The organism is Pseudomonas sp. HP_08, from assembly GCF_055284095.1.
Map to the genome: position 1 here is coordinate 40617 of NZ_JBTOQC010000003.1, position 23586 is coordinate 64202.

Sequence of the window (23586 nt, forward strand, 5' to 3'; positions counted from 1 at the left end):
GGTCTCGTGACTGCCTGAGTCGATTCAGGAAAGGATGGGGGTCAGCCCTGACGGGCCGCAATTTTGGCGCGGGTCAGCGGCAGCAGTTCGCGGCCATAGTCCCGGGCGTCTTCGATCGGGTCGAAGCCACGGATCAGGAAAGTGGTCACGCCCAGTTCGTAGTAGGCGACGAAGGCATCGGCCACTTGCTCGGGCGTACCGACCAGTGCGGTGGAGTTATGGCCGCCGCCGACCAGCCCGGCAATGCCGGTCCACAGCCGCTCGTCGACGCGATCACCCTTGGCCACCGTGTCACGCAGGCGCTGGGCGCCGACGCTTTGTGGCTTGTGGGCGATCACGGGACCGGCCTGTTCGATGCGCTCGCGGGCAACGGTCAGAATCTGGTCGGCCTTGGCCCAGGCCGCGTCTTCGGTGGCGGCGATGATCGGCCGGAACGACACGCTGAACTGCACCTCACGACCGTGACGAGCCGCCTCGGCGCGAACCCTTTCGATGGTCTCGCGGGTCTGCTCCAGCGACTCGCCCCACAAGGCGAAGACATCGGCGTGCTTGCCGGCCACCTGCAAGGCGGCCTCGGACGAGCCGCCGAAATACACCGGCACATGCGGCTGTTGCAGCGGCTTGAGCGCCGAGAACGCGCCTTGTGCCTGGTAAAAGGTGCCCTGGTGATCGAAGGGTTTTTCTTCGGTCCAGACCCGGCGTACCACCTCGAGGAATTCATCGCTGCGGGCGTAGCGCTGGTCGTGGTCGAGGTAGTCGCCGTCCTTGCGCTGCTCGGCATCGCTGCCGCCGCTGATGATGTGCACCGCCAGGCGGCCGTCGAGCAAATGGTCCAGCGTCGCCAGCTTGCGCGCCGCCAGGGTCGGCGAGACGAAACCCGGACGATGGGCGAGCAGGAAATTGATTTTCGAAGTGGCCTGGCCGGCCAGCGCAGTGACCAGGAAACCATCCGGCTGATCGGACCAGTAGCCGACCAGAATACGGTCGAAGCCTGCCTGTTCGTGGGCTTGGGCGCTGTCGACGATAAAGGCTTTGTCGAAGACGGGACCGGCCGGGGCCAGCGTTTCCGAAGACAGTCGATGACCGATCATGCCGATGAATTGAACGCTCATAGGGGTCTCCTTGATAGCGAACCGTGCATTAGCGGTTATAAATTAACCGTTGCTAAAAACCTTTTCGCATAAGCTATCGAGAAGCGTGGCGCTTGTGAAATGCAATTTAGTCATAACCTAATATGAAAAAGATGCAAAAGAATTTTGATAACGATTGAACGTGCATAAACTTCAAACGAAGCGCAACTGCCTGCGCAGGAGCGAGCGCAGAGCTCGCGAAAGGGCCTGCACAGGCGACAGATTTTCCGCCTGACACGACGCCTTCGCGAGCTGGCGCTCGCTCCTACGGATTTGTGTTTTAGTGTCAAAGGGTGAGGTGTGCGAGCGCTGTGCTCAGGTCGGCCTTGAGCGAGCGTACGTCCTCCAGGCCGATATGCAGGCGGATGATTGCGTCGCGCGGGTAGTCGCCGAACTGGCGTTCGCTCAGTTCTGCCACGGTCACCAGGCTTTCATGCCCGCCCCACGAGGCGCCGAGCCCAAACAGTTTCAGGCTGTCGATAAACGTCGTCAGCCGCTCAGGCCCGGGTTCTGCCAGTTCGAATGACAATAAGCCGTTGCTGCCGCTGAAATCGCGCAGCCACAGGTCATGGCCCGGATGCTCCGGCAAGGCCGGGTGAAAGACCCGTGCCACTTCCGGGCGTTGCTGCAGCCACAGGGCGATGTCCAGCGCCTGGCGTTCGTGGACATCCATGCGCGTGGCCAGGGTGCGGGCACCGCGCAGCACCAGCCAGGCATCGTCGGGGCTGACGTTGCAACCCAGGGTGTCGCTCATCCGCGCCAGCGGCGCAAACACCGCCTCGGTGGTACAGACGCTGCCCATCACCACATCGCTGTGGCCGGCCAGGTACTTGGTCAGCGCGGTGATGGAAATGTCGGCGCCCAGCGCCAGCGGCCGGTACAGATAGCCCGCGCCCCAGGTGTTGTCCACCGCCAGCAGCACGTTACGCGCCTTGCACTGCGCGGCGATGACCGGCAGGTCGAGGATTTCATACAGCAGCGAGCTGGGCGATTCGGCGTAGACCATGCGCGTGTTGGGCTTGAACGCTGCATGCAGGTCCTGGCCGTCGGCGCGGTAGTACTGCACCTCGATGCCGAACGGTTCCAGCAGTTCCCTGGCCATGCGCCGCACCGGACCGTAGACGCCATCGGTGAGCAACAGGTGATCGCCGGGGCGCAGGTAAGCCAGGAAGGTCTGCGCAACCGCGGCCAGGCCGGTGGCGAACAGTTTGCTGCGGTGCCCGCCTTCCAGTTCGGTGACCAGGTCTTCCAGGGCAAAGGCGGTCGGATTGCCGCGTGCGCCGTAGCTGAGCAGGCGTTCGTGGTCGCGGCGCGAGCGGATGTCACGCATCTGCGCGAGGTTATCGAACAGCACAGTGCTCAGCCGGGTGATCGACGGATTGACCACCCGCACGCCTTCGACCTTCGGCCCGCGACCGGCGTGAATCAACCGGGTGCGCAGCGGTTCGCTGACCTGCAGCGGCTTGAGGCTGGCGATTTCCTGTTCGGTCATCTGCGCCATCAGGCCGGTTTCCCAGGCCAGGTATTGGCGGGCAGCCTCTTTATTGCCGTCATGGCGATCATGCACAAAGAACAGAAAGTCGATGCACTGCGCCTGGCTCAACGAAGCATCGTTTTCGATTTGCGGCAGCGCGTGCCAGGCCGTCAGCAGGCGCACGCCTTCGCGCTGTTCGGGCGGCAATTCGCTGGCGGCCAGCTGCGCCACCTGTGCGTCATCGGCCAGTAACACCAGGGGCCGCTGTTCGCCACGCACCTGTTCGGCCAGCAACGAGCGGATCGACCATTCGGCGTTCTGCGCGTGCTGCTTGCGGTAGCTCATGCTTGGACGCAGGTCGATCAGGCGTGCGCCGTGCAGTTCATCGACACCGGCGACGGGCACATCGACCGACACCGCCGCCCGTGCAGGCAAGGCCAGGCCGCTGTTCAGGCCGTCCTTGAGCACATACACCTCATGGCCCAACTGGCGCAGCCAGCTGGCCACGATCGGTGCACGCACGCCTTCGCTGTCGAAGACCACGACCCGCGCCTTGCGCACGCCGATGTACAGGTCGGTGCCCTGAATCAACTGGCCGCCCGGTGCAGGCTGCGCGCCGGGCAGACTGCCGGCGGCGAATTCTTCAGGGGTGCGCACATCGCATAGAAACAGGCTGCGCTGCGGGTCTTGAGCCCAGGCCTGGACCTGGGCGGCGTCGACCGTGCGCGCGCCGGCCTGCTCGGCCAGACGCTGGGCGCGTTGCACTTGCTCGATCAGCGGCGCGCGGCCTTCACGAGGCGGGTAATGCACCTGGCTGCCGTGCTCCAGCGGCTGGTCGACCAGGAACCAGCCCTGCGTACCGTTTTCCAGCGCGTACACCGGGTTGGGCACGCCCAGATTGATCAGGGTCTGCGCACCGATGATGCTGCGCGTGCGCCCGGCGCAATTGATCACGATCGGCGTCTGGCTGTCGCTGACCAGGTCTTCCAGGCGCAAGCCCAGTTCACCGTTGGGGCAGCACACGGCGCCGGGAATGCTCATCTTGCGAAACTCGCTCAACGGCCTGCCGTCGAGGACCACCAGCGGCCGGCCGTCGCGCTGCCAGCCGGCCAGCTCTTGGGCGGTCACCCGTGGCGTATGGCAGGCGTGCTCGACCAGTTCGCCGAAGGCCTTGGACGGCAGGTGCACACCGGCAAACAACTCGTTGCCCTCCTCCCGCCAGGCATCGCTGCCACCGGCCAGCCAATGGCCGTTGGCATAGCCCAGCGTCTGCAAGCGTTGCAGGGCGCGTTGCGCCAGTGCGCCGCCGTCCTGGTCATAGACCACCAGGCGCACAGCGGGATTGGGCGCCAGGCGCGGCGCTTCGATTTCCAGGCGGCTGTACGGCAGGTTCACCGCATGAAACAGGTGCGCCTCACCATACTGGCCGTGTTCGCGCACATCGAACAGCGCGATTTCCTGACCGTCGAACAGCCAGAGCTTGAGTTGCGCGGGGGTAACAGAGTGACTCATGAGCGAGTGCCGGTCCTTGAGTGGGGTGCGGTGAATAACAGAGGCATGCTGATCAGTAGGAGCGCGCTCTGCCCGCGATTGAGTGCGAAGCGCTCATAAAATCTCGGAAACGCTGAAATTTTATGATTGTGAAATTTTGGAAACGCTGAAAATTTACGACTGCTAACGCAGCCGGTCGCGGGCAGAGCGCGCTCCTGCTGGGGTGCCGTGAATTACAGGCCGTAGGCTTCGATCGAAGGCGTCATCTGCGACTTGTTGTAATTGATCACGCTGCCGTCTTCGCGCACGCCGTAGCGGTTTTCCAGCGACTCCAGCGGGCGGCCGTAAAGGTGAAAGTGCAGGGTCGGCTGGTCGCCTTCGACGTGGATGCCGTGCAGGTCTTCACCGAGAAAACCGATCGGGGTGCCGGGTTGCACGACCACGTCCTTTTCCAGTTCCAGCAGCGCACGCGCAGGGTCGCTGCCATCATCGCCGCGGCGGTACACGCGGTTGAGTTCCTGGCCTTGCACGGCAACGATCACCGCCCAGGTTTCGTGGTTGTGCGGCAGGGTGCTTTTGCCCGGCAGCAAGGAATTGAGGTACAGCGTCGGGCCTTCGCCGTCGTCGTTGAGGCGGTAGCGGAACTGGGTGTTGCCCTCGCCTGGCGTCGGCGCCGGGAAGCGTTCGAAGTTGAACAGGTCGCGGCGGGCAGTCAGGTCTTCGAGCAGGCTGATGATTTCAGTCAGCGCGGCGCGGTCGACGCCGCGTTCATGAATGGCGCGTACGGCGTGCAAAAAGGGCTGAATCACGGATTCGGTGGTCATAACGGCTTCTCTCTTATGGGCAGGTCTTGCAGCCAGGTTCGGGGTCAGACAGAAATGCTGTAGCGGCTCAGGTTGCTCAACACATCCGGCGCAGGTTTTGCCGGGCGCCGGCCGCTGTCGTGCAGGGCGTGGCGCAGGAATTCACGGGTGCGTTCGTTTTGCGGGTCGCGGAAAATCTGCTCGCTGCTGCCGTGTTCGGCGATCAGGCCGTTCTCGGTGAAATACACCACGTCGCTGATGTCCTCGGCGAAGCGCATTTCATGGGTCACCAGCACACAGGTCATGCCCTCCTCGGTCAGTTCGCGGATCACGGTCAGCACCTCGCCGACGGTTTCCGGGTCTAGCGCCGAAGTCACTTCATCGAACAGGATCAGCTCGGGACGCATCGCCAGCGCACGGGCAATTGCCACGCGCTGCTGCTGGCCACCGGACAATTCGCCGGGGTAGGCATGCGCCTTGTGCTCCATGCGCACCTTGGTCAACAGCTCCAGCGCCTGGCGCTCGGCTTCGGCGCGCTCGCGGCCCATGACCTTGCGCGGCGCAATGACCAGGTTTTCCAGCACCGACAAGTGCGGAAACAGGTTGAACTGCTGAAACACAAAGCCGACGCGCTTGCGCAAGGCGATCAACTGGGCTTCGGTGTGCAAGGCACTGACATCGGTGTCGCCCACGCGGATCGAGCCGCTTTGCGGGCGCAGCAGGCCGGTGATGCAGCGCAGGATGGTCGACTTGCCCGAGCCCGACGGGCCGATGATCGACACCGCCTGGCCCTTGTGCACATCAAGGTCGATGCCCTTGAGCACGCGGTTGTCGCCGAACGCCAGGTGCACGTCGCGCAGGCTGATCAAGGGTTCAGAAGGCATAACGGCGCTCCAGGCGTTGGGTGAGTCGGGAAATCGGGTAGCAATACAGGAAGAACAGCGCCAGCACGCTGAAGTAGATCAGCACGGTGAAACCGGTCAGGTTGACGGTGTTGCTGGCGATCTGCGCGGTGTCGATCAGGTCGTGTACACCGACCAGCGAAGCCAGCGCGGTGCCCATGGTCACCACCGCATAGAGGTTCATCCACGGCGGCAGCATGCGCTTGAAGCACTGCGGCAGGATGATCGAGGTGAAGATCTGCCCACGGGTAAACGCCAGCGAACGCGCCGCTTCCCACTGGGTGCTGGGGATCGAGCCGATGGCGCCGCGGAAGATCTCCGCCACGTTGGCGCTGGCCGGCAGCGCCAGGCCCACGGTGACCTTGAGCCAGTCGGGAAACGGCAGGTAATGCTTGCCCAGCTGGATCTCGAACGGGAACACATAGGTGGTGAAGTAGATCAGCACCAGCCACGGCGCGTTGCGAAACACCTGCACCCAGACTCGCGCCAGGCCGCGCAACGGCGCCACCGGCGACAAGGCCAGCGCGCCGACCAGCAGGCCCAGCACGGTGCCCAGGGCAATGGCGGTGACGCTGATCAGAATGTTCTGCAACAGGCCCACGCCCAGCGCCGGCGTCCATTGCCAGAGCGCGGCAAACACTTGCGTCAGCATCGATTCAGTGGCCATAGCCGGGCATCCTCAGGCGCGCTTCCAGGGCGCGGCCAGCCAGGTTGACGAGGTAACTCAGAAGGCCGAAGAAGCTCAGCATCAGGATCATCAGTTCAATGACGTTATCGCTCTGGGTCCAGATCATGATCGAGGCGTAGGTGATGTCGTTGACCGCAATGGCCGACCCCACGGCGGTCATCTTCACCAGGTCGATCAGGTTGTTGACCAGCGCCGGCAGGGCAAAGCGCAGCGCCAGCGGCAACTGCACGTTCCACAGCAACTGGCGCTTGTTGAAGGCCAGCGAACTGGCGGCCTCCAGCGTCACGGCCGGCACCGCCTCGATGCCGGCGCGCAGCGACTCGGCATGAAAGGCGCCCTTGTGCAGCGAGATCACGATCACCACCCAGGCAAACGGCGTCAGCGGGTTGGCAGCGCCCACCGCCTGGGTCAGCAGCATGTTCAACACCAGGAACGCGCAATACAGCTGCACCAGCGTCGGCGTGTTGCGCGTGACCTCGACGAAGATCCGCGCCGGCACCACCAGCCAGCGGCGGCCGCTGGTCAACGCTGCCGCGGTCAGCACGCCGACCAGCAGGCTGCCGATGATGGTCAACACACAGAGCAGCACGGTGGTCAGCGCACCGTCGATCAATGTGCCGCGCTGGTAGCCGTCGAGCAGAAAGTTATAGTCCAGCCCCAGACGGGCCAGCCAATCGACAAGGTGCTGGCTCATGCCGCCTCACTCAACTGCGCACAGGCAGCGGCAATGCGCCGGCCGGCTTCGATCACGCTGCTTGTGGCCGCCGCAATCGTCACCCGGAACCAGGGCGAAGCCCCATAAGCGCTGCCGGCGATCACCGCCACGCCTTGTTCGAGCAACCACTCCACCAGATCAGCGTCGCTGTCGATGCGCTGGCCGTCCGGCCGATACGTGCCGAGCAACCCGGCGCAGCGCACGAACACAAAGAAGCCGCCTTCAGGCACCAGCACGTCAAGCCCCGCGACCTCATGCAAGGCGGTCACCAGCGCATCGCGGCGTTGCTGATAGGCAGCCACTTGCGGGCGCAGAAATTCCAGGCCGCCATCGAAGGCGCTCACCGCAGCGGCTTGTGCCACCGACGACGCCCCCGAAGCGCTTTGCGACTGCACCACGGTCATGGCCTGGGTCAGCGCGCGCGGGCCGGCGCCGAAGCCGATGCGCCAGCCGGTCATGGCGTAGGTCTTGGAGACGCCGCCCACCAGCAGGCAGCGCTCTTTCAGATCCGGGGCGACATTGAGCAGGTTCAGCGGCGGCTGGCCGTCGAAACGAATGTGTTCGTACAGCTCGTCGAGCAGCACCAGCACCTGCGGATGCCGACGCAGCACCTCGGCCAGCGCCTGCAATTCGAGGGCGCTGTACAACGCACCGCTGGGATTGTTCGGGCTATTGATGATCAGCCAGCGGGTGCGCTCGCCAATCGATGCTTCCAGCTGCTGCGGGGTCAGCTTGCAGCCCTGTTCCAGCGGGCAGTTCAGCAACACCGCATGGCCGCCGTTGAAACGCACGCTGTCGGGAAAGGTCGGCCAGTACGGCACCGGCACCAGCACTTCGTCGCCGTCATCGAGGGTCGCGGCAAAGGCATTGAAGATGATGCCCTTGGCGCCGTTGCCGACGACGATTTCTGCCAGGTCGTAATCGAGGCGGTTTTCAGCCTGCAGTTTGCGCTGGATGGCCTGGCGCAAGGCGCGGGTGCCGGGGGTCGCGGTGTATTTGGTTTCGCCACGGGCCAATGCGGCCACGGCGGCCTGCTTGATGTGCTCGGGGGTGTCGAAGTCGGGCTCGCCGGTGGTCAGGTCGAGGATATCCAGGCCCGACTCACGCAGTTCGGTGACCCGGGATTTGGCGGCGGCATTGGCCGAGAGCGTAACGCGCCGCACCCGTTGGGACAATTGCAGGTTCATGGCGCCTCCGTGGGCAGGACTTTTCCGGGGTTGAGCAGCCCGCGCGGGTCGAGGGCGTGCTTGATGCGGCGCATCAGGTCCAGCTCGACCGCGCTCTTGTAGCGCGGCAGCAACTCGCGCTTGCGCTGGCCAATGCCGTGTTCGGCACTGATCGAGCCGCCATGGGCGTGCACGCTGTCGTGCACCAGCTCGCTCAAGGCGGTGTAGTTGGCCATGTGCGCCTCGACGCTTTGGTCCAGTGGATGAGCGACGTTGTAATGCAGGTTGCCGTCGCCCAGATGGCCGAAGGTGAAGTGCCGCACACCGGGAAAATGCGCCTGTAGCAAGGCGCCGGTGTGCTCGACGAATTCATTGATGCGCGACACCGGCAGCGAGATGTCGTGCTTCATGTTGCGCCCGGCGCGGCCTTGCGCCTCGCTCATGTTTTCGCGCAGCTGCCACATGGCCTCGCTGTGCGCCAGGCTCTGGGCGATGACCGCATCGCTGATCAGCTGCGCTTCGAATGCGCTGCCCAGCACGGCTTCGAACAGGCTGCGGGCCTGCGCTTCGTCCTGCGGGGACGACAGTTCGATCAGCGCATACCAGGGCTGATCCAGCGTGGCGAACGGCAGGACCGACTCGGCAAACTGCACCTTGAGCAGTTCCAGGCATTCACGCGACAGCAGCTCGAAACCGGTGAGGCTGGCGGCAAAGCCTGCGCGGGCGTGCGAGAGCATGCGCACCGCATCGGCCAGCGTCGGGAACGCCACATAGGCGGTGCAGCGCGATTGCGGCAGCGGGAACAGCTTGAGGGTCGCGGCGGTAATAATGCCCAGCGTGCCTTCGCTGCCGATGAACAGATCGCGCAGGTCGTAGCCGGTATTGTCCTTGCGCAGACCGCGCAGGCCATGCCAGACCTGCCCCTCGGCGGTGACCACTTCCAGGCCCAGGGTCAGCTCGCGGACATTGCCGTAACGCAGCACCGCAGTGCCGCCGGCGTTGGTGGCCAGGTTGCCACCCAGCGTGCAACTGCCTTCGGCGCCGAGGCTGAGCGGAAACAGCCGCCCGGCCTCACGGGCCGCCTGCTGGACATGCGCCAGGATGCAGCCGGCCTCGACGGTCAATGTGTCGTTGTCGGTGTCGACTTCACGCACGCGGTTCATGCGGTCGAGCAACATCAGCACCGAGCGGCCGCTGGCATCGGGCGTGGCGCCGGCCATCAGCCCGGTATTGCCGCCCTGCACCACCACCGGCGCCTCGAACTCGCCGCACACGCGCACGATGGCCGCGACCTCGGCGGTGGACGCCGGGTGGACGATGGCCTGCACCTGGCCGTGATACTGGCGGTGCTTGTCGCTGAGCTGCGGCGCAGAACCCGCCGCGCCGTGCTGGACGTGACGCTCGCCGACGATGCGGCACAGCGCGCCGAATACTGAGTCAGCCAAGGTCACTGCGCCGCCTGCAATGGCGCTTCGTTCTTGTACTTCTCATGCAAGTCGCGCAGCACTTGCGAAGGGTGCATGCCGGTACGCTCGCCCAGCTCGATCAGCCAGCCACTGCGGTGCCAGTCACGCACGATGGCGTCGATGCGCGCCTGGGTGTCGTCTTCGCCCTTGCGCAGCCAGATCACCGAGTCCGACGGAATCAGGTCATTGGCCAACGGAATGGCGTAGTCGGCCCATTCGTTATTGTCGAGCAGGCTGTGCATGGTCGGGCTGACGTGCACGGCGGCGACGCAACCGTTGCCGCGCAATGACAACAGCGACTCGGACTGGCTGCGGAACGCCTTGATCTCGGCGCCGTAGGTCTGCTGCAACGGCTCGATGAAGTTGCTGCCTTGCGACACGCACACCGGCTTGCCGCGCAGGTCTTCCCAGGACTTGATCCCGGCGTCCTTGCGCATCAACGCGGCGCCGCCGACCTGTTCATACGGGGTCGGCACATAGCTCAACTGCTTGGCGCGTTCATCGGTGTATTGCATGTTGGCGATCAGCGCATCGACCTTGCCCTGCTGCAAGAACTGCACGCGGTTGGGCGCCAGCACCGAGACAGTCTCGACCTCGACGTTCAGGGCTTTGCCCAAGGCCTTGGCCAGCTCGACGTTATAGCCTTGATGCTCGCGGGTCTGCGGGTCGATGGTGCCAAACGGCGCGCCGGTGAGCATCACGCCGATGCTGATCTTGTGGCGTTGCTGAATCTTGTCCAGGGTCGCATCGGCGTGGGCCAGGCCTGCACAGGCGACAAACAGGGGCGCTATCAGCACAGACAGCGCGCGCACGGAAAAACCAGTCTTCATGGTCGAAACCCTTATCGAGAAAGAACGTCAGGCGCCGCTGGCGCTGGCTTCTTGCTGCAAGCGCAGCAAGGCAGGCGATGCGGGAGTGATGTTGTTGGCTTTCTCGCGCTCGATCAGCCAGCCGCTGCGGTGCCAGCCCTTGACGATGCCGTCGAGCTTGCCCTGGATATCGGTTTCGCCGGTGCGGGTCCAGATCACCGATGGCGCCGGGTTGAGTTCCGGGCTGATCGCGCGGTAATTGGCCCACTCGCCGCCCTTGGCCAGCAACGGGTTGATCAGCGTGGCGTCATGCACGGCGGCGACGCAGTTGCTGCCGCGCAGGGCCAGCAACGATTCGGCCGAGCTCTTGAAGGCCTTGAGCTGTACGCCGAGCTGGATCAGCGGCTGGGTGTAACTGCTGCCCTGCGAGGTGCAGACCGGCTGGTCCTTGAGCTGTTCCCAAGTGGTGATCGGGCTGTCCTTGGCCAGTACGGCGGTGCCGCCGACCATGTAAAACGGCGTCGGCACATGACCCAGTTGTTTGTCGCGGTCGGTGTTCCATTCCATGTTGGCGATCAGCAGGTCGACCTTGCCCTGTTGCAGAAACTGCACGCGGTTGGCCGGCAATACCGAGACCAGCTCGACCTCGACGCCCAGTTGCCGGGCCAGGTCTTTGGCCATGTCAACGTTGAGGCCCACCGGCTGCTGGTTGGCCGGGTCGAGTGCGCCGAACGGCCCGCCCGACAGCATGACGCCGACCACCACACGGCTGCGCTGCTGGATCTTGTCCAGCGTGGCATCGGCATACGCCGACACCGCAGCGGTGCTGCCAACGGCTGCCAACACTGCACACACCAGCCGCTTTCGAGCCTTGAACAACAATGACATAGCAATTTCTCGTCTACGGCCGGGGCATCCAGCCAACTGGGCGGCATGCTAGGCAGTCCTATGCCGGAACGGAAATTCAAATATCTAATATTGTTATAACTTAAAAATCACGCTCTTAATTCCAAGCGTATAAATCCCCGTATTTACTGATACCTATCAATATCAGGCCGATGCTTTACGACGATATACATAATGATATCTAATCAATTACAACGTCCTGCTTATATGAAACAGCCCTGACATGAGCGAATCGACCCTCGATCTGGAACTGCTGCGCACCTTTGTGGCGGTGGCCGATCACCCAAGTTTTGCCGAGGCCGGCCAGTCGCTGGCGCGCACGCAATCATCGGTCACCCAACACATGCAGCGCCTGGAGCAACAGGTGGGCGTCAGCCTGTTTCACAAGCAGGGCCGGCAGAAAGCCCTGACCGATTCAGGCCGGCAGCTGTTGCGCCACGCCCGGCAGATGCTCGCGCTCAACGACGATGCGCTGAATGCCCTGCGCGACAACACCTTGAGCGGCGTGCTGCGCATCGGCTCGCCACACGACATCGCCGACACAATCCTGCCGCCGATCCTCAGCCACATCGCCCGTTCGGCGCCTAATCTGCGCCTGGAAATCGATGTGGGCCGCAGCCCGTTCCTGATGGAAGACCTGCACCGTGGCAAGGTCGACATGGTCATCTCGACACGCACCGACCCGGCCCTGCAAGGCTTTGCCCTGCGCACCTCGCCGGTGTGGTGGATCTGTGCGGCGCATTACCAGCACGACCCGCTGCAACCCTTGCCGCTGGTGCTGGTCGACGAACCGAGCATCTATCGGCGTATTGCCTTGCAGGCGCTGGAGCAGGCCGACATTGCCTGGCGCCAGGCGTACCTGGCCTCCAACCTGATCGGCATCAAGGCGGCGGTGCGCGCAGGCCTGGGCATCACCGCGCGGAGCATGGAAATGGTCGGCCCCGACATGCGCGTACTCGGCGAAAGCGACGGCCTGCCACGCTTGCCGGACGTGACGTACTACCTGTGGATACGGCCCAATGCCGTCAACCCGATCGTCCGCCAGGCCTATGGCCTGATCCGCAGGAGCGCGCTTGCCCGTGATTGAGTGCGGCCCAGGATAAACGCGCACCTACAGGGCCGACGCCTGCCGATACTGGCGCGGGGTAAAGCCGGTCAGGGTCTTGAACTGGCGGCTGAAGGCGCTGTGGTCGGTGTAGCCGCATTGCAGGGCAACGTCGGTGATCGGCAGGTCGGTGTGCAGCAGCCGGTGGGCATGTTCCAGGCGCACCTTGTGGATCATCTGTCGCGGCGTGAGGTGGAACACCCGTTTGCAGTAGCGCTCCAGTTGCGCCACGGAGATGCCGGCCAGAGCGGTCAATTCACTCAGGCTGATGGGGCGCTGAAAGTGCTTGCGGATGTAGTCGTCCACCGCGGCCAGGCGCTGGTAGGCCGGGTGGCGGTCGCTGGCCGATTGCAGGTCCACCGAAATGCCCACCAGGCCGATGATTTCATCGCGGCGGTTGTACAAGGGCCGCTTGTGGGTCAGGCACCAGCCGGGCTGGCGGCTGCCGTACAGGTGCAGCTCCAGCTGGTCTTCCAGCACCTGGCCTTTTTCCAGCACCCGTTTGTCCTGCTCGGTGTAGCCGCTGCCCAACTGTGCCGGAAACACCTCGGCACTGGTCTTGCCCAGCAACGGCGCCAGGTGCTTGAAGCCACAGCGCTGCACCAGCGTGTGATTGGCCAGCAGATAACGCGCCTGCACGTCCTTGATGAAAATCACCGCATTGGGAATCACATCGAGCATGGGCAACAGCGCCAGGGCGCCGGCCAGTAACTGGTCGAGGGTTTCCGGACGCTGCGAGGGGTTTTCCTGAGCCAGTGCTGCCAGTGCCGATTGCATCATGGGTTTTCCCTCCCGGGCATTCAGACATCGAAGCGCAGATTGCCAGACTGTGCCGATTTCGTCATCGAACCCGGTGAAAACCCTCAAGCGCCGCACCGTCGATGAGCGCACTGTAGAACCACGTCTTCCCCGCCAACCCTGCAAGGGATAAAAGCATGAAACAGGTCCGGGTCATTGATTCGCACACCGGCGGCGAGCCCACGCGCCTGGTGCTCGACGGTTTTCCTGCGCTGGCCGGCGCAAGCATCGCCGAGCAACGCGATGCACTGCGCGACACGCACGATCAGTGGCGCCGCGCCTGCCTGCTGGAGCCGCGCGGCAACGATGTGCTGGTCGGCGCGCTGCTGTGCGCACCAGTGACACCCGGCGCAGTGTGCGGGGTGATTTTCTTCAATAACGCCGGGTATCTGGGCATGTGCGGCCACGGCACCATCGGCCTGATCGCCTCCTTGCAGCATCTGGGCAAAATCGGTCCCGGCGAGCACCGCATCGACACGCCGGTCGGGTTAGTGACCGCAACCTTGCATGACAACGGCGAGGTGACCATCGGCAACGTGGCATCGTACCGCCACCGCCAGCAGGTCGCAGTGGAGGTGCCCGGCTACGGACTGTTTCACGGCGACATTGCCTGGGGCGGCAACTGGTTCTTTCTGGTCAGCGAACACGGCGAGGTGCTGGACTTGAGCCATGCCGAGCGCTTGACCGACCTGACCTGGAAGATGCTCCAGGCCCTGCAGGATCAAGGCATTCATGGCGCCGACGGCGCGCCGATCGACCATATCGAGCTGTTTGCCGACGACGATCAGGCCGACAGCCGCAACTTTGTCATGTGCCCCGGCAAGGCCTACGACCGCTCACCGTGCGGCACCGGCACCAGCGCCAAGCTGGCGTGCCTGGCCGCCGACGGCACGCTGGCGCCCGGTGAGCGCTGGGTGCAGGCGAGCATCACCGGCAGCCGTTTCGAAGGCCGCTATGAATGGGATGGCGAGCGCGTGCGGCCGTTTATCACCGGCCGCGCCCACATGACCGCCGACAGCACGCTGCTGATCGATGAACAGGATCCATTTGCCTGGGGCATCTGATTTCCCCCTTCTCTACTCCGAATCGAATCGAGGAATCGCAATGAACAGCAACCCGTTTACCGGCACCCTGCCCGCCCTGATGACCCCGTGCACGGCCGAGCGTAAACCGGACTTCGACGCGCTGGTGCGCAAGGGCCGCGAGTTGATCGATATCGGCATGAGCGCCGTGGTGTATTGCGGCTCGATGGGCGACTGGCCGTTGCTCACCGAGGCCGAGCGTCAGGAAGGCGTGGCGCGCCTGGTGGCCGCCGGCGTGCCGACCGTGGTCGGCACCGGTGCGGTCAACAGTCGAGAAGCGGTGGCGCATGCCGCCCATGCTGCCAAGGTCGGCGCCCATGGCCTGATGGTCATCCCGCGGGTGCTGTCGCGCGGTTCGTCGGCGGCGGCGCAGAAAGCCCACTTTGCGGCGATTCTGGACGCGGCGCCGAACCTGCCGGCGGTGATCTACAACAGCCCGTACTACGGCTTTGCGACCCGCGCCGAGCTGTTTTTCGAGCTGCGCCGCGAGCACCCGAACCTGATCGGCTTCAAGGAATTCGGTGGCGCAACCGACCTGCGCTACGCCGCCGAGCACATCACTTCAGGCGACGAGGCAGTAACGCTGATGGTCGGCGTCGACACACAAGTGGTGCATGGTTTCGTCAATTGCAATGCCAGCGGCGCCATCACCGGCATCGGCAACGCCCTGCCGCGTGAAGTGCTGCAACTGGTGAGCCTGAGCAAGCAGGCCGCCCTTGGCGATGCCAGAGCGTGGCGCCAGGCGCAGGAGCTGGAATCGGCGCTGGCGGTGCTGTCGTCGTTCGATGAAGGCGCCGACCTGGTGCTGTATTACAAACACCTGATGGTGCTCAACGGCGACCTCGAATACACCCTGCACTTCAACGAGACCGACACGCTCAGCAAGGCCCAGCGCGGTTATGCCGAACAGCAGTACATGCTGTTTCGCCACTGGTACGCGCAATGGTCGGCCGAGCAAGACTTCACCTGATCGCTGCCTATCCTCACCCGCGGAGCGCCCATGCAGGCACAAGACACAGCAGACATCATCGTGGTCGGCGCCGGCATCGTCGGTGTGGCCTGCGCCCTGCAACTGGCCCGGCAGAACCTGCGCGTGCGGGTCGTCGATCGTCACGCGCCGGGCCAGGGTGCGTCGTTCGGCAATGCCGGGCACCTGGCCACCGAACAGGTGTTCCCGATTGCCGATGCGTCGATCCTCAAGCGCCTGCCGAGCATGCTCATGGACCCGATGGGGCCATTGCGCCTGGACTGGAAATACCTGCCGCACGCCCTGCCCTGGCTGACCCGCCTGTTGCTGAACCTGCGAGCGGAACCGTTCCGGCGCACCGTGGCGGGCCTTCGTGCGCTCAATGAAAGCAGCCTTTCGGCCTGGCAGCGCTTGCTCGCCAGCATCGGGCGACCGGAGCTGTTTCGCCACGAGGGCTCGCTGTTGATGTTCGAGCGCGCCGAGTCGCGGGCTGCGCTTGATGCCTTGCAGGCACGCATGCGCCAGCAACAGGTGCCGGTCGAGCACTGGCAGGCGGCGCAGGTGCGCGACAGTGTGCCGGCGTTGAGCGGGCATATTCAGGGCGGTCTGTTCTTTCCGGCCACCGGGCACTTTATCGACCCTTATCAGGTGGTCGGCGCACTGGTCGAGGCGGCCAAAGCCTGCGGCGTGGAGTTTGTGCAGCGTGATGTCTCGGGCGGGTACCTGCACCCGGATGGCGTGTGCCTGAGCACAGCGCAAGGTCCGTTACAGGCACCGCGGGTGCTGATTGCCTGCGGTGCGCATTCGGCCGGGCTGACCCAGACACTGACCGGTAAACAGGTGCCGCTGGACACCGAGCGCGGCTATCACCTGATGTTGCCCAACGAGCAACAGCGCCTGCCGTTTGCGGTCACCTCGCTGGAACGCAAGTTCATCATGACGCCCATGACCGGCGGCTTGCGGCTGGCCGGCACAGTGGAATTCGCAGGCTTGCAGCGCCCGCCCAGAATGGAGCGGGCCTGGCAGTTGCACCGGTTGAGCAAAGGCTTGTTCAGTCAGGACCTGAACGTTGAAGGCGCCACGCCGTGGATGGGCTTTCGGCCCTCGCTGCCGGACTCGCTGCCGATCATCGATCATGTCGAGAACGGCCGGGTGTTGCTCGCCTTCGGCCATCAACACCTGGGGCTGACCCAGGCGGCGGTGACTGCCGAATGGGTCGCTGCGATGGTCCGGCGCCAAGCAACCGGACAGCCGGCCGAAGCGTTACCGGCACTGGCGCCTTACCGGCTGGGGCGCTTCTAGCGATTGGCGCCTCTCGCGGGCTGGAAAATGTTGACGCCTGGACCCGAGGGCCGCTTGAGCCTGAACGCGCACCACAACAGCAGTATCCAGAGCGGAATCATGAACACCGAAATGCGGATGCCGGGAATCATCAGCATGATGATCAGGATCATCGCCATGAACGCCAGGCACAGGACATTGCCGGCCGGGTACCACAGCGCCCTGAACAACAACGCCTCGCCCTTCACGTTCATCGCCTTGCGAAAGCGCACATGGGTCAAGGTGATCATCACCCAGTTGATCAACAGCGCGGCCACGGCCAGGGTCATCATCAGTTCAAAGGCATTGCCCGGCACCAGGTAGTTGATCAGCAGGCACACGCCGGTGACCGCCGCGCTGGCAATGACCGCCGGCACCGGCACGCCGCTGCGGTTGACCTTGAGGAACACCCTGGGCGCGTTGCCTTGTTCGGCCAGGCCAAACAGCATGCGGCTCATGCAATAGGTGCCGCTGTTATAAACCGACAAGGCGGCGGTCAGGATCACGAAGTTGAGGACATGGGCGGCAACATCGCTGCCGATCAACGCGAAGATTTTCACGAACGGGCTGGCACCGTAGGCATCCTGCGACGCCGACAGGCTGACCAGCAACTGATCCCACGGATAAAGCGACAACAGCAGGGTCAGGGCGCCGACATAGAAAATGATGATGCGGTACACCACCTGGTTGATCGCTTTGGGAATCACCCGCTGTGGGTTGTCGGACTCGGCAGCGGTGATGCCGATCATTTCCATGCCGCCAAAGGCAAACAGGATGAAGGCCATCGCCATCATCATTCCGCCAAATCCGTTGGGAAAGAAGCCGCCGTGCGCCCACAGGTTACTCACCGAGGCCTGCGGCCCGCCGTCGCCGCTGACCAGCAGGTAACTGGCCAGGCCGATCATGCCGATGATGGCGAACACCTTGATGATCGCGAACCAGAACTCGGTCTCGCCAAAGGCTTTGACGTTGGTCAGGTTGATCAGATTGACCAGTACAAAGAACGCCGCCGCGCTGGCCCAGATAGGAATTACCGGCCACCAAAACTGCACGTATTTGCCCACGGCGGTCAATTCGGCCATGCACACCAGGGCGTACATCATCCAGTAGTTCCAGCCCGACAGAAAACCGGCAAAGCGTCCCCAGTACTGCGTGGCGAAATAACCGAAAGAGCCTGCCACCGGTTCCTGAACCACCATTTCGCCCAGCTGGCGCATGATCAGAAAAGCGATGAATCCGGCAATCGCGTAACCCAGAATCATGGAGGGCCCGGCTGTTTTCAACACACCGGCCGAGCCCAGGAACAGCCCGGTGCCGATCGCACCGCCCAGCGCAATAAGCTGGATATGCCGGCTGCTCAGGCCGCGTTTCAACTCGGCCGTTTGATGGTTGTTCATGGCGTACCTTTTTTATTATTGGCGTATCAAACTGCCGAGATGAACACGACAGGCCATCACAAGGTGGAGCGCAGGCTCCAGAGTTCGGGAAAGAGTTCGGTGTCGAGCATCTTGCGCAAGTAACCGACGCCCTCGGTGCCGCCGGAGCCTTTCTTGAAGCCGATGATGCGTTCCACGGTGGTGACATGGCGGAAGCGCCATTGCCGGAACGAGTCTTCAAGGTCGATGAACTTCTCGGCCAACTGGTACAGGTCCCAGTATTGATGCGGCTGCTGGTAAACGATTTTCCACGCCGCCTCCACCGACTCATCGTGCTGAGTGCGTGAATGTGAAACCCGCGCCAGGCGCTCGGGGCTGATTGCAAGCCCGGCCTTGGCCAGCAGGCCGATGGCTTCGTCGTAAAGAGAAGGCGCCTCAAGGGTCTTTTGCAGCTCGGTCATCAGCTCGGGACGGTGCGCATGCGGCTGCAACAGCGGCACGCTCTTGTTACCGAGGATGAATTCGATCTCGCGGTACTGGAATGACTGAAACCCCGACGACTCGCCGAGCGAGGGCCGAAACGCCACGTACTCGCTCGGCGTCATGGTCGCCAGCACCGTCCAGGCATGCACCAGTTGATCGAAGATCCGCGACACCCGCGCCAGCATCTTGAATGCCGGTGGCAGGTCGTTGAGTTTCAGCTGCTCACGCGCGGCGCGCAGTTCATGCAGCATCAGCTTCATCCACAGCTCGGAGGTCTGGTGCTGGATGATGAACAGCAATTCGTTGTGGTCGCTCGACAGCGGATGCTGGGCGCTGAGAATGCGCTTGAGGTCCAGGTAATCGCCATACGACATGGCGTCGGTGAAATCCAGTCTGGCGTCGTGCCAGGCTTGAGTGGCATTGGCCTGCGAGTAAGGGCATTGGCTCATGGGGCGCTCCTCAGGTCACTGAATGACGGGTCTGGAATTGCGGATCGCGCCATTGCTCGGTGTCTAGCACCTCGACCAGCGCCTGCACCGCCCGCCCGACATCGGCAAACGAGGTGTACAGCGGGGTAAAACCGAAGCGCATGATGCGCGGCTCGCGGTAATCACCGATCACGCCCCTGGCTATCAGCGCCTGCACCACGGCGTAGCCTTCAGGGTGTTCGAAGCTGACATGGCTGCCGCGCTGCGCATGTTCACGCGGAGTGATCAGGGTCAGCGGGTGATCCTTGCAGCGCTCTTCAACCCGCTGGATAAACAGGTCGGTCAGCGCCAGCGATTTGCTGCGCAAGGCCTGCATGCTGGTCTTGGCGAAGATATCCAGGCCGCACTCGACCATGCCCAGCGACACCAGCGGCTGGGTGCCGCACAAGTAGCGGACAATGCCCGAGGCCGGCTCGTAATGAGGCTCCATCGCAAACTGTCGCGCATGCCCCCACCAGCCCGACAGCGGCTGCCAGACCTTGTCGCACAGCGCTGGCGACACCCAGACGAAGGCCGGCGAACCGGGCCCGCCATTCAGGTATTTGTAGGTGCAACCGATCGCATAGTCGGCCTTGGCGGCCTTGAGCTGCACCGGCACGGCACCGGCCGAGTGCGCCAGGTCCCACAAGGCCAGGGCGCCGTGCTGATGGATCAGCTCGGTGGTCGCGGTCATGTCGTACATGTGGCCGCTCTTGTAGTTGACGTGGGTGAGCAGCACCAGCGCCACCTGGTCGTTCAGCAGCGACGCCAGGTCGTGCGGCGTGTCGATCAGGCGCAGCTCGTAGCCTTGCTGCAGCAGGTCGGCCAGGCCTTCGATGACATACAGGTCGGCCGGGAAGTTGTGCAGCTCGGACAGAATGATTTTGCGTTGCGGGGCGCGTTCGGCCTGAATGCGCAGGCCGGCCGCGAGGATCTTGAACAGGTTGACGGTGGTGGTATCGGTGATCGCCACCTCGCCGCTGTCGGCGCCGATCAGGGTCGCCAGCTTGTCACCCAGGCGGGTCGACAAGGTGCTCCACTGCGCCGTGTTCCAGCTGCGGATCAGGCCTTCGCCCCATTCCTGTTCGATCATCTGCGCGGCCCTGGCCAGCGCTGCTTTCGGGCGCGCGCCTAACGAGTTGCCGTCCAGGTAAATCACGCCTTCGGGCAAGGCGAATTCATCGCGCAGTGCAGCCAGCGGGTCGGCGAGGTCCAGCTCGCGCCAGTGTTGTTCTTGTTCTGTCGACATGGGTGGTTATCCTTTCAGGGGCCGCAATACGGCGCGAACCGGACTGGCGTCCAGATGAGAAAAGCGCAGGGGCAAGGCAATCAGCTCATAGTCGCCTTCGGGCACGGCATCGAGGACGATGCCTTCCAGAATCGCCATTTCGAAGCGCTCGACCGTGTGGTGAGCGTCCAGCGTCTTGGATTCCTGAGGGTCGAGCGACGGGGTGTCGATACCGATCAGGCGCACGCCACGGCTGGCCAGCAGCTCGATGGTGGCGGGCGCGACGGCGGTGAAATCCGGGTCCCAGTGGGTCAATGGCGCCGTTTGATAAGTGCGCAACAGCACGCGGGCGGGCAAGTCATCGAGCTGGTGTTCGATATCGCCCGGCTCGACCAGTGCGCCACTGCCCAGGCAGTGAATGACCCGGCAAGGCCCCATGTAGATATCGAGCGAGACCTCACCGATCGGCAGGCCATCTGCGCTGTAGTGCAGCGGCGCATCGACGTGCGCGCCGGTGTGGGGAGACAGTGTGATGCGTCCGACATTGACCGGGCATTGCGGCCCGAATGCCCAGACGCGCTCTTCCTGAAACGGCGTGTCGCCGGGCCAGGTCGGGGTGTGCGTATTGAGTGGCGGACTGATGTCCCACCAGGGGTTTTGCTGTTTCATTGTTGTTTTCGTCCCTGCAGCCTGAACAGAATTTTATCTGCGAGGGAACAGAATTATCTTGCCAATTCATCGAGCCGATGCGATTTAATCCGCAGATTATTCGAACAAGAACATAAAAAACGAAGGATTCTGCACCCATGAAACTGGACAGTATTGACCTGCGCATCCTGGCGTTTCTGAATCAGGATGGGCGCATGAGTAATCAGGACCTGGCCGAGAAAATCTCGCTATCGCCTTCTGCGTGTTTGCGTCGTTTGCGCCATCTGGAAAACGAAGGAATCATCGCCGGCTACGGCGTGCGCCTGGACGCCGCCAAGCTGGGCATCGAGGTGCATGCGATGGTCAACGTCAATGTGCGGCAGGATATCGAAGGCTGGCACGAGCGCTTTGTCGAAGCCCTGCAACGCTGGCCGGAAGTGGCCGATGCCTGGATCGTGACCGGGGCCAGCAACTATCTTTTGCGGGTGCGCACCCGCAACCTCACTCATTACACCGACTTTATCGTCAATCAGCTGAATGCCACGCCGGGGGTAACAGACATTCGCTCCGACATCATCCTGCAAAGCCTGAAATCCAGGGACAACCTGCTCGACCTGGTGCGGCCTACCCGCCAGGTCGGCAAGGCAACGGGCTGAACAATAACGGGTTATCGATTACCCGGAGAAACCGTAGTAGGGTCTGTCAAACGCAAATCCCCGACCTAAGGTTGCTCATGACGACCCTGACGACACGCCTGTACAAGGGGCTGATGACGGCACTGCAAGTGCTGGTCTACGGCGCCGGCTGCGCCATTACCGGCATTTTGCTGGGCTCATCCTTTGACTGGGCAAGCCCGCTGCTGGCCACCGTGGTGTTGATCGTCATCATGCTGCTGCTCGCCACGTGCGTGCATGAGGCCGGTCACTGGCTGGGCGCTCGCCTGGCCGGGATGACCGTGTTGTATGTGCAGGTTTTTGGCATCGAGCTGCAATTGCACAAGTACGGTTGCCGGGTGCGCGGCTGGCGCGGTTTCAGTGGCCTGTCGTTGCTCGGCTATGTGTTTGCGGTGCACACCCCTCACCAGCCGATGCGGCCGGCGCAATTGCTGTTTGTTGCGATGGGCCCGTTGCTGAACCTGCTGGTGGGAGTGGTCTCATTGGGTGTGGGAGCGCTGCTTTGGCCGTCTCCCAACCTGCTGCTGGCCTTTGCCACGATCAACATGACGCTGGGGCTCTGTAACCTGATCCCCACCCAAAGCCGGGTGCACAGCGATGGGTTTCAGTTGCTGACGTGGTGGCGCAAACCGGACGAAAGCAAACCCGAATTTGCCCACGCGCGCCTGCTGGCCTTATACACCGCAGGTGTTGCTGCCGAACAACTGCCGGCCGCCGATCTGGCGCAGCTGGACCAGCAACCGATGCCCATGCCGTTGATTGCCCTGTCGCTGAGGCTCAGCGCCTTGCAAACCGCCGGTGACTGGCCGGGTACCTTGCGCCTGAATGAAGAGATGAAAGCGTTGCTGGCCGCCAACCCTGCTGCGCTCAAGCCCTGCGCGGCGACCATTGCGCTTCTGGAACAGGAAATGCGTTTCTGCCAGGCCATGGCTCAGGTAAACGCCGACAGCCTCGACACCCTCAAGCCCCACCGCGATGTCGAGTGGTACGCGCCCATCCTGACCCCGCGCTGCCATGCGCTGCGGGCTGCGCTGCACGGCGACAAACGCCTGGCCGAGCGGTTTTTGGGCGAAGCGCAGCGGCTCGCCGAGCAATCGCAAGTGCGGGCGCTGGCGCCGTTTGAAGCGGCGATGGCGGTGCATATCAGGGCGTTGATGTGACCTGTGCAGCCACAGCGATGCGCGCATGGTGCAGGCAATTGGTCAGGTGCAGGCGCATCGCGGCGCGCGCGCCTTCGGTGTCTGCATGGGCAATGGCGGCGTAGATCTGCTCGCGTTCACGAATATGCCAGGTGCGTTCTGTCTCGGTCACGGCGGCGGTTGCCTGCTGTACAGCGGTCATGCGCGTATTGCGCATGTGGGTCATGGCATCGATAAAGAAGCTGTTGCCGGTGCACAGGGCAATCTGCAGGTGAAACTCAAAATCCAGACGGGCGCTTTCTTCGCTGGCCGGCGCAAGCGCATTGGCCTCATCCAGTGCGGCGCGCAGGGCCAGTAACTGGCGAGGTGTGGCGCGCTGCGCGGCAATGGCCGCCGCTTCGATCTCCAGGCTCAAGCGCAGTTCGATGAGCGCCACCACGTCCAGCGCACCGCCCTCTTCATCGCGGCTGCCCTGGAAATCGCCAGAGCCGGTGGCGTCGACCACGAAGGTGCCAATGCCACGCCGGGTCTCGACCAGGCCCTCGGCCTGCAAGCGCGACATGGCTTCACGTACCACGGTGCGGCTGACGCCGCGCTCAAGGGTCAGCGCTTGTTCGGTCGGTAACTTACTGCCCGCTGGCAGCTCGCCGGCAAGGATTTTACGCGACAAGTCGAGCACCAGTTGCTGGGCCAGACTCAGGCGTCGTTCAGGAGAAGAACTCGGCATGCAGGGATCCATTCAAACCAGA

22 protein-coding genes are annotated in these 23586 nt (G+C 63.5%); 6 read left to right on the forward strand and 16 right to left on the reverse strand.

Going from position 1 to position 23586, the window contains the following annotated elements:
* Positions 1 to 41 precede the first annotated feature (41 nt).
* The 10 genes from ACYAS9_RS04225 to ACYAS9_RS04270 all read right to left on the reverse strand — a co-directional run bounded on the left by ACYAS9_RS04225 (position 42) and on the right by ACYAS9_RS04270 (position 11532).
* The gene (locus ACYAS9_RS04225) at positions 42 to 1112 is read right to left on the reverse strand and encodes an LLM class flavin-dependent oxidoreductase (RefSeq protein ID WP_463567069.1); all 1071 of its coding nucleotides are present in this window, start codon (positions 1110 to 1112) and stop codon (positions 42 to 44) included.
* A gap of 304 nt (positions 1113 to 1416) precedes the next feature.
* Positions 1417 to 4116: a cystathionine beta-lyase gene (metC, locus tag ACYAS9_RS04230; protein ID WP_463567070.1), complete on the reverse strand. Its 2700-nt coding sequence runs from the start codon at positions 4114 to 4116 to the stop codon at positions 1417 to 1419.
* Positions 4117 to 4328: 212 nt separating this feature from the next.
* Positions 4329 to 4919, reverse strand: coding sequence for a cysteine dioxygenase family protein (locus ACYAS9_RS04235; RefSeq protein WP_463567071.1), 591 nt, complete (start codon positions 4917 to 4919; stop codon positions 4329 to 4331).
* 44 nt (positions 4920 to 4963) lie between these two features.
* Positions 4964 to 5782 (reverse strand): amino acid ABC transporter ATP-binding protein, encoded by an 819-nt coding sequence (locus ACYAS9_RS04240; RefSeq protein WP_463567072.1) that lies wholly within the window; start codon positions 5780 to 5782, stop codon positions 4964 to 4966.
* Complete coding sequence (locus tag ACYAS9_RS04245) at positions 5772 to 6467, reverse strand: amino acid ABC transporter permease (RefSeq protein ID WP_463567073.1); 696 nt, start codon at positions 6465 to 6467, stop codon at positions 5772 to 5774. Before ACYAS9_RS04245 ends, ACYAS9_RS04240 begins: the two co-directional genes overlap by 11 nt.
* Positions 6457 to 7182: an amino acid ABC transporter permease gene (locus tag ACYAS9_RS04250; RefSeq protein ID WP_463567074.1), complete on the reverse strand. Its 726-nt coding sequence runs from the start codon at positions 7180 to 7182 to the stop codon at positions 6457 to 6459. The genes ACYAS9_RS04245 and ACYAS9_RS04250 overlap by 11 nt, the downstream gene beginning before the upstream one ends.
* The gene (locus ACYAS9_RS04255; protein ID WP_463567075.1) at positions 7179 to 8390 is read right to left on the reverse strand and encodes an aminotransferase class I/II-fold pyridoxal phosphate-dependent enzyme; all 1212 of its coding nucleotides are present in this window, start codon (positions 8388 to 8390) and stop codon (positions 7179 to 7181) included. The genes ACYAS9_RS04250 and ACYAS9_RS04255 overlap by 4 nt, the downstream gene beginning before the upstream one ends.
* A complete protein-coding gene (locus tag ACYAS9_RS04260; RefSeq protein WP_463567232.1) occupies positions 8387 to 9790 on the reverse strand; it encodes an FAD-binding oxidoreductase in 1404 nt (467 codons plus the stop codon). Before ACYAS9_RS04260 ends, ACYAS9_RS04255 begins: the two co-directional genes overlap by 4 nt.
* A gap of 26 nt (positions 9791 to 9816) precedes the next feature.
* Positions 9817 to 10665, reverse strand: coding sequence for a transporter substrate-binding domain-containing protein (locus ACYAS9_RS04265; RefSeq protein WP_463567076.1), 849 nt, complete (start codon positions 10663 to 10665; stop codon positions 9817 to 9819).
* Between the two features lie 27 nt (positions 10666 to 10692).
* Entirely contained in the window at positions 10693 to 11532 is an 840-nt protein-coding gene (locus ACYAS9_RS04270) for a transporter substrate-binding domain-containing protein (RefSeq protein ID WP_463567077.1), read from the reverse strand.
* A gap of 241 nt (positions 11533 to 11773) precedes the next feature.
* Here ACYAS9_RS04270 and ACYAS9_RS04275 point away from each other — a divergent pair, with 241 nt between their 5' ends.
* Positions 11774 to 12637 (forward strand): LysR substrate-binding domain-containing protein, encoded by an 864-nt coding sequence (locus tag ACYAS9_RS04275; protein WP_463567078.1) that lies wholly within the window; start codon positions 11774 to 11776, stop codon positions 12635 to 12637.
* A 24-nt stretch (positions 12638 to 12661) separates the two neighbouring features.
* Here the strand turns inward: ACYAS9_RS04275 and ACYAS9_RS04280 are convergent, their stop codons facing one another.
* On the reverse strand, positions 12662 to 13435 hold the full coding sequence (locus ACYAS9_RS04280; protein ID WP_463567079.1) for a PAS domain-containing protein: 774 nt from the start codon (positions 13433 to 13435) through the stop codon (positions 12662 to 12664).
* Positions 13436 to 13590: 155 nt separating this feature from the next.
* Here ACYAS9_RS04280 and ACYAS9_RS04285 point away from each other — a divergent pair, with 155 nt between their 5' ends.
* From ACYAS9_RS04285 to ACYAS9_RS04295, 3 genes are read left to right on the forward strand one after another with little or no spacing between them, the layout of a single operon-like run.
* The gene (locus ACYAS9_RS04285) at positions 13591 to 14517 is read left to right on the forward strand and encodes a 4-hydroxyproline epimerase (protein ID WP_463567080.1); all 927 of its coding nucleotides are present in this window, start codon (positions 13591 to 13593) and stop codon (positions 14515 to 14517) included.
* Positions 14518 to 14557: 40 nt separating this feature from the next.
* Entirely contained in the window at positions 14558 to 15505 is a 948-nt protein-coding gene (locus tag ACYAS9_RS04290; RefSeq protein WP_463567081.1) for a dihydrodipicolinate synthase family protein, read from the forward strand.
* A gap of 30 nt (positions 15506 to 15535) precedes the next feature.
* Positions 15536 to 16804 carry an NAD(P)/FAD-dependent oxidoreductase gene (locus ACYAS9_RS04295; protein ID WP_463567082.1) on the forward strand — a complete coding sequence of 423 codons (1269 nt, stop codon included), beginning with the start codon at positions 15536 to 15538 and terminating at the stop codon, positions 16802 to 16804.
* On the opposite strand, the gene ACYAS9_RS04300 is transcribed toward ACYAS9_RS04295, so the two are convergent.
* Genes ACYAS9_RS04300 through kynB form a run of 4 tightly spaced genes read right to left on the reverse strand, consistent with a single transcriptional unit; the run spans position 16801 to position 21045 of the window.
* Positions 16801 to 18219, reverse strand: coding sequence for an amino acid permease (locus ACYAS9_RS04300; RefSeq protein WP_463567083.1), 1419 nt, complete (start codon positions 18217 to 18219; stop codon positions 16801 to 16803). The two genes, ACYAS9_RS04295 and ACYAS9_RS04300, sit on opposite strands and share 4 nt — an antisense overlap.
* A gap of 56 nt (positions 18220 to 18275) precedes the next feature.
* Positions 18276 to 19130, reverse strand: coding sequence for a tryptophan 2,3-dioxygenase (gene kynA / locus ACYAS9_RS04305; RefSeq protein WP_463567084.1), 855 nt, complete (start codon positions 19128 to 19130; stop codon positions 18276 to 18278).
* Between the two features lie 10 nt (positions 19131 to 19140).
* Entirely contained in the window at positions 19141 to 20397 is a 1257-nt protein-coding gene (kynU, locus tag ACYAS9_RS04310) for a kynureninase (RefSeq protein ID WP_463567085.1), read from the reverse strand.
* Between the two features lie 6 nt (positions 20398 to 20403).
* A complete protein-coding gene (gene kynB, locus ACYAS9_RS04315; RefSeq protein ID WP_463567086.1) occupies positions 20404 to 21045 on the reverse strand; it encodes an arylformamidase in 642 nt (213 codons plus the stop codon).
* Positions 21046 to 21182: 137 nt separating this feature from the next.
* Between kynB and ACYAS9_RS04320 the strand changes: the two genes are divergently transcribed.
* Positions 21183 to 21680 (forward strand): Lrp/AsnC family transcriptional regulator, encoded by a 498-nt coding sequence (locus ACYAS9_RS04320; protein WP_463567087.1) that lies wholly within the window; start codon positions 21183 to 21185, stop codon positions 21678 to 21680.
* 77 nt (positions 21681 to 21757) lie between these two features.
* A complete protein-coding gene (locus ACYAS9_RS04325) occupies positions 21758 to 22858 on the forward strand; it encodes a M50 family metallopeptidase (RefSeq protein ID WP_463567088.1) in 1101 nt (366 codons plus the stop codon).
* Here the strand turns inward: ACYAS9_RS04325 and ACYAS9_RS04330 are convergent.
* Positions 22842 to 23564 (reverse strand): FadR/GntR family transcriptional regulator, encoded by a 723-nt coding sequence (locus ACYAS9_RS04330; RefSeq protein WP_463567089.1) that lies wholly within the window; start codon positions 23562 to 23564, stop codon positions 22842 to 22844. The genes ACYAS9_RS04325 and ACYAS9_RS04330 overlap by 17 nt on opposite strands.
* Between the last annotated feature and the right edge of the window lie 22 nt (positions 23565 to 23586).

What these genes read in the sequence shown, in the direction of transcription:
- ACYAS9_RS04225 (WP_463567069.1), bottom strand. Translation starts at nt 1,112, where the DNA reads ATGAGCGTTCAATTCATCGGCATGATCGGTCATCGACTGTCTTCGGAA.
- metC (WP_463567070.1), bottom strand. Translation starts at nt 4,116, where the DNA reads ATGAGTCACTCTGTTACCCCCGCGCAACTCAAGCTCTGGCTGTTCGAC.
- ACYAS9_RS04235 (WP_463567071.1), bottom strand. Translation starts at nt 4,919, where the DNA reads ATGACCACCGAATCCGTGATTCAGCCCTTTTTGCACGCCGTACGCGCC.
- ACYAS9_RS04240 (WP_463567072.1), bottom strand. Translation starts at nt 5,782, where the DNA reads ATGCCTTCTGAACCCTTGATCAGCCTGCGCGACGTGCACCTGGCGTTC.
- ACYAS9_RS04245 (WP_463567073.1), bottom strand. Translation starts at nt 6,467, where the DNA reads ATGGCCACTGAATCGATGCTGACGCAAGTGTTTGCCGCGCTCTGGCAA.
- ACYAS9_RS04250 (WP_463567074.1), bottom strand. Translation starts at nt 7,182, where the DNA reads ATGAGCCAGCACCTTGTCGATTGGCTGGCCCGTCTGGGGCTGGACTAT.
- ACYAS9_RS04255 (WP_463567075.1), bottom strand. Translation starts at nt 8,390, where the DNA reads ATGAACCTGCAATTGTCCCAACGGGTGCGGCGCGTTACGCTCTCGGCC.
- ACYAS9_RS04265 (WP_463567076.1), bottom strand. Translation starts at nt 10,665, where the DNA reads ATGAAGACTGGTTTTTCCGTGCGCGCGCTGTCTGTGCTGATAGCGCCC.
- ACYAS9_RS04270 (WP_463567077.1), bottom strand. Translation starts at nt 11,532, where the DNA reads ATGTCATTGTTGTTCAAGGCTCGAAAGCGGCTGGTGTGTGCAGTGTTG.
- ACYAS9_RS04275 (WP_463567078.1), top strand. Translation starts at nt 11,774, where the DNA reads ATGAGCGAATCGACCCTCGATCTGGAACTGCTGCGCACCTTTGTGGCG.
- ACYAS9_RS04280 (WP_463567079.1), bottom strand. Translation starts at nt 13,435, where the DNA reads ATGATGCAATCGGCACTGGCAGCACTGGCTCAGGAAAACCCCTCGCAG.
- ACYAS9_RS04285 (WP_463567080.1), top strand. Translation starts at nt 13,591, where the DNA reads ATGAAACAGGTCCGGGTCATTGATTCGCACACCGGCGGCGAGCCCACG.
- ACYAS9_RS04290 (WP_463567081.1), top strand. Translation starts at nt 14,558, where the DNA reads ATGAACAGCAACCCGTTTACCGGCACCCTGCCCGCCCTGATGACCCCG.
- ACYAS9_RS04295 (WP_463567082.1), top strand. Translation starts at nt 15,536, where the DNA reads ATGCAGGCACAAGACACAGCAGACATCATCGTGGTCGGCGCCGGCATC.
- ACYAS9_RS04300 (WP_463567083.1), bottom strand. Translation starts at nt 18,219, where the DNA reads ATGAACAACCATCAAACGGCCGAGTTGAAACGCGGCCTGAGCAGCCGG.
- kynA (WP_463567084.1), bottom strand. Translation starts at nt 19,130, where the DNA reads ATGAGCCAATGCCCTTACTCGCAGGCCAATGCCACTCAAGCCTGGCAC.
- kynU (WP_463567085.1), bottom strand. Translation starts at nt 20,397, where the DNA reads ATGTCGACAGAACAAGAACAACACTGGCGCGAGCTGGACCTCGCCGAC.
- kynB (WP_463567086.1), bottom strand. Translation starts at nt 21,045, where the DNA reads ATGAAACAGCAAAACCCCTGGTGGGACATCAGTCCGCCACTCAATACG.
- ACYAS9_RS04320 (WP_463567087.1), top strand. Translation starts at nt 21,183, where the DNA reads ATGAAACTGGACAGTATTGACCTGCGCATCCTGGCGTTTCTGAATCAG.
- ACYAS9_RS04325 (WP_463567088.1), top strand. Translation starts at nt 21,758, where the DNA reads ATGACGACCCTGACGACACGCCTGTACAAGGGGCTGATGACGGCACTG.
- ACYAS9_RS04330 (WP_463567089.1), bottom strand. Translation starts at nt 23,564, where the DNA reads ATGCCGAGTTCTTCTCCTGAACGACGCCTGAGTCTGGCCCAGCAACTG.